Raw genomic sequence first — 4,375 nt, forward strand, 5'->3', positions numbered from 1 at the left:
GGCGGCCCGCGGCGGCTGGCTGCGGCGGCTCTGGACCGCATGCCTGGGCCATCCGCGGGTACTGACGGGCGTCATCGTGGCCGTGGTCGCGGGGGCCGGCGCGGAGGCCGCGGCACCGCTGGCGGCCAAGGCGGCGTTGGACCGCGCCCGGCTCGGCGAGGTCGGGGCGCTCGCGCCGATCGCCGGGATACTGGTCGCGCTGGCGGTGGCCCGATTCGCCGCGACCTACGGACGGCGGTGGCTCGCGGGACGGCTGGCGCTGGACGTACAACACGAGGTGCGGGTGGACCTGCTCACCGCACTGCACCGCTACGACGGGCCGCGGCAGGACCGGTTGCGCACGGGCCAGGTGGTGTCGCGATCGATCAGCGATCTGCAATTGGTGCAGGGACTGCTCGCGATGGCGCCGCTGTCCGCGGCGTCGCTGTTGATCTTCGTCTTCGCCGCGGTGGCCATGCTGGTGCTGTCGCCACCGCTGGCCCTGGTGTCGCTGCTGACCGTGCCGGTGCTGGCGCTGGTGGTGTACCGGGTGCGGCCGCGGCTGCACGCCGCCACCTGGTCGGCGCAGCAGCGCGCGGCCGATCTGGCCCAGCACGTCGAGGAGACCGTCACCGGCGTCCGGGTGGTGAAGGGCTTCGGCCAGGAATCGCGAATGGTGCGGATTCTGGAGGAGCACGGGCGGCGGCTCTACGCCCACCGGATGCGCGCGGCCCGCATCGACTCCCGGTTCGCGCCGACGGTGTCGGCGATTCCGCAGGCCGGGCTGGTGATCGTGATCGCGCTCGGCGGCACGCTGGCGCTGCACGGGGCGATCGGCGTCGGCACCTTCCTGGCCTTCGCGACCTACGTGACCATGATGGCGTCGAGCACCCGCATCCTGTCGAACGTCCTGGTCATGGCACAGCTGACCCGGGCCGCGGCCGAACGCGTCTATCAGGTCGTCGACGAGGCGCCGGAGAGCATCGACCCACCCGATCCGCAACCGCTGCCGGAGGGTCCGCTCGGCCTGCACATCCGGGGCCTCACCTTCGGATTCGAGCCCGGCCGCCCGGTCCTGCACGATCTCGATCTCACCGTGCGTCCCGGCGAGACGGTGGCGGTGATCGGACCTGCCGGTTCCGGGAAATCGACGCTGACGCTGCTGTTACCGCGCTTCCATACGCCCGAGGCGGGCCGGATCAGCCTCTTCGGGGCCGGACCGGACCAGGATCCGGAGACCGCCGGGATCGATATCGCGCGGGTGCGGGCCGCCGATCTACGCGCCGCGATCGGCGTCGTCTTCGACGAGCCGTTCCTGTTCTCCGACACCATCTCCGCCAATATCGCACTCGGTAAACCGGATGCCGATCCCGAGGAGATCCGGACGGCCGCGCGGATGGCCGCGGCCGACGAATTCATCCGCGCGCTGCCGGACGGCTACGACACCGTCGTCGGCGAGCGCGGCCTCACGCTCTCGGGCGGCCAGCGGCAACGCCTGGCCCTGGCGCGCGCCCTGCTCGCCGACCCGCGCATCCTCGTCCTGGACGACGCCACCTCCGCGGTGGACGCCGTCACCGAGGCCGCGATCTTCGACGCGCTGCCCGCCCACGGCCGCACCACGCTGATCCTCGCGCACCGCGAATCGACCCTGGCCCACGCGGATCGCGTCATCCGCCTGCCCGCACCGGGCGGACGTACGGCGGATCGGAGCGACAACGTCGAGGTCGAACCCGGCGACGTGGTCGAGCCCGGCCCTGGGGCGTCGACCGCCTCGGACCGCACCGAATACGCCTCGGCCCACGCCGACGGCGCCATCTTCGCACCCGCTGTCGAGCTGCCTGCGCACGACGGCGTGGGTCTCTCCGGCCCGCCCTCGGTCACACCTGCCCCTACGTCGGGCGCCAGCGGTACGCAGCGCCCGGACCGGCCCGCGCATCCCGCCGCGATGCCGCATTCCGAAGACGTTGTCGCCGTGGCTGATTCGGACCCCGAACCGGATGCGCCGCCCGAGATGCGGGCCGCCCTCGCGAGTCTGTCCCCGGCGACCGAACAACCGGAACTCGACGATCGCGAACTGGAACAGCCGGACCCCAAATTCCGGCTGGTGCGATTGCTGCGGCCGGTGCGCTGGCTGCTGGCGGCCGTGATCGCGCTGCTGGCCGTGGACGCGGGCATCTCGGTGGCTTTCCCCGCGCTCACCCGATTCGCGCTCGACGACGGCGTCGGACAGCATCGCGGCGCCGTGCTGGCGGTCGCGGCCCTCGCCGGGGTGGGTTTGGTGCTCCTGAGCTGGGTGGACGAGGCAGTGGGAACCCGGCTCTCCGCACGCGGCGGCGAACGGGTGCTGTACGGGCTGCGGGTGCGCAGCTATGCCCACCTGCAACGACTCGGCCTGGACTATTACGAACGCGAACTGTCCGGCCGGATCATGACGCGGATGACGACCGATATCGACGCGCTGTCGACCTTCCTGCAGACCGGGCTGGGCACCGCCCTCATCAGCCTGGTCACGGTCGCGGGCATCGTGATCGCGCTCCTGGTGATCGACGCCGCCCTGGCCGTGGTGGTCTTCGTGGCGCTGCCGCCACTGCTCGTGGCGACCCTGTTCTTCCGCCGTGTCTCGGCGTCGGCGTATTCGGCCTCGCGGGAACGGGTGGCCACGGTCAACGCCGACTTCCAGGAGAACGTGGCGGGCCTGCGCGCGACCCAGGCCTACCGCCACGAGGCCGAGGCCGCCCGCCGGTTCACCGACTACTCCGATCGGTACCGCCGGGCCCGGTTGCGGGCCCAGCGCGCCATCGCGCTGTATTTCGCGTTCGTGCTGGCCTGGGCGGATCTGGCGCAGGCGGCGGTGGTGTACCTGGGTGCCCGTGAGGTGGCACACGGCACCACGACCGCCGGCACCCTGGTCGCCTTCGTGCTCTACCTGAGCCTGCTGTTCGGGCCGATCACCCAGCTTTCCCAGGTCTTCGACGGCTATCAGCAGGCCCGGGTCGGGTTGCGGCGCATCGAAACACTGCTGCACACCCCGTCCTCGATCGCTCCCGATCCGGCCGACGCGGTCGAGATCGCGGGCGGGCTGCGCGGTGAGGTCCGCTTCGACGGCGTCACCTTCCGCTACCCCGACGCCAGAACACCTGCGCTGGAAGATGTTTCCCTGCACATTCCGGCCGGTTCGACCCTCGCGCTGGTGGGTGAGACCGGGGCGGGCAAGTCGACGGTGGTCAAACTGCTGGCGCGGCTCTACGACCTTCCTCGCTCGCATCCGAACGCGGACGAGGCCGCCGCGGCGGACCACTCCGGATCCATTCGCGTCGATGAGATCGATATCCGGGACTACCGGCTCGCGCAGTTTCGTGCCCGGCTCGGGGTGGTCCCTCAGGAAGCTCACCTGTTCACCGGCGACGTGGCCGGCAACATTGCATTCGGGAAACCTTGTGCCACATCGGCCGATATCGCCCGGGCCGCCGCGGCGGTCGGCGCGCTCGAGATGATCGAGACACTGCCGCGGGGTATGGCCCAGCCGATCGGTGAGGGCGGGCGCGGGCTCTCGGCGGGGCAGCGCCAGCTGATCGCGCTGGCGCGTGCGGAACTGGTCGATCCGGATCTGCTGTTGCTCGACGAGGCCACCGCGGTCCTGGATCCGGCGAACGAGGAGAAGGTGCTGGTAGCGAGCAGATCGCTGGCACGCGGGCGCACCACGGTGATCGTGGCGCATCGTTTGGCGACCGCCGCGCGCGCCGATCGGATCGCGGTCGTGGCGCACGGGCGGATCGTGGAATTCGGCGCGCACGCGCAATTACTGGCGGAGCGCGGAATCTATAACCGACTCTGGGAGGCAGCCGATTCCGACGAAGGAATATTCTCGACACGGGACGAGTCGTCACCTATGAGGCTGGGTCTGTCCGGGGGTCGTTAACCGGACAGTGGCGCGGCGGTGCGCCTACGCGTGGCCGCGCTGGGGCACGCTGTCACGGCTGGGCCTATCCTCAGAAAGGGCGCATCGGCGCACATCGTGCCGATCGACCCGTGCCGGGCACGTCACAAACGTCGCAGCGCGAAGAACGAAATGAGGCGAACACCTGCTGTGAGCAGCTCAACATCCCAGTTCGGACAGAACCAGTGGCTCGTCGACGAGATGTACCAGAAGTACAAGCAAGATCCGTCGTCGGTCGATGAGAGCTGGCATGAGTTCCTCGCCGACTACACACCGGAATCGCCGGGTGAGACAGGTAACAGCAGTCCCGTCGCGTCCGCGCCGACCGCCGCCCCCAGCGCGCCGGCCACTCCGGCTCCGGCCAACCCGAACGCATCCAACTCCGCGCCGAGGACCGCCCCCACCCCGGCGCCCGCCCCGGCTCCGGCGCCGGCGCCCCCCGCACCTGCCGCACCCGCC

General features: G+C 70.9%; 2 protein-coding genes. One reads left to right on the forward strand and one right to left on the reverse strand.

Going from position 1 to position 4,375, the window contains the following annotated elements:
• A partial coding sequence (locus tag RJ03_RS20080) for an ABC transporter ATP-binding protein (RefSeq protein ID WP_167331991.1) occupies nucleotides 1–3,898 on the forward strand: 3,898 nt, incomplete at its 5' end.
• 284 nt (nucleotides 3,899–4,182) lie between these two features.
• On the opposite strand, the gene RJ03_RS38970 is transcribed toward RJ03_RS20080, so the two are convergent.
• Nucleotides 4,183–4,375, reverse strand: a 193-nt coding sequence (locus RJ03_RS38970; RefSeq protein ID WP_306304683.1) for a hypothetical protein, incomplete at its 5' end; no start/stop codon positions are given.

This window comes from Nocardia aobensis NBRC 100429 (genome assembly GCF_000308375.1).
GTDB classification, from domain to species: Bacteria; Actinomycetota; Actinomycetes; order Mycobacteriales; family Mycobacteriaceae; genus Nocardia; species Nocardia aobensis.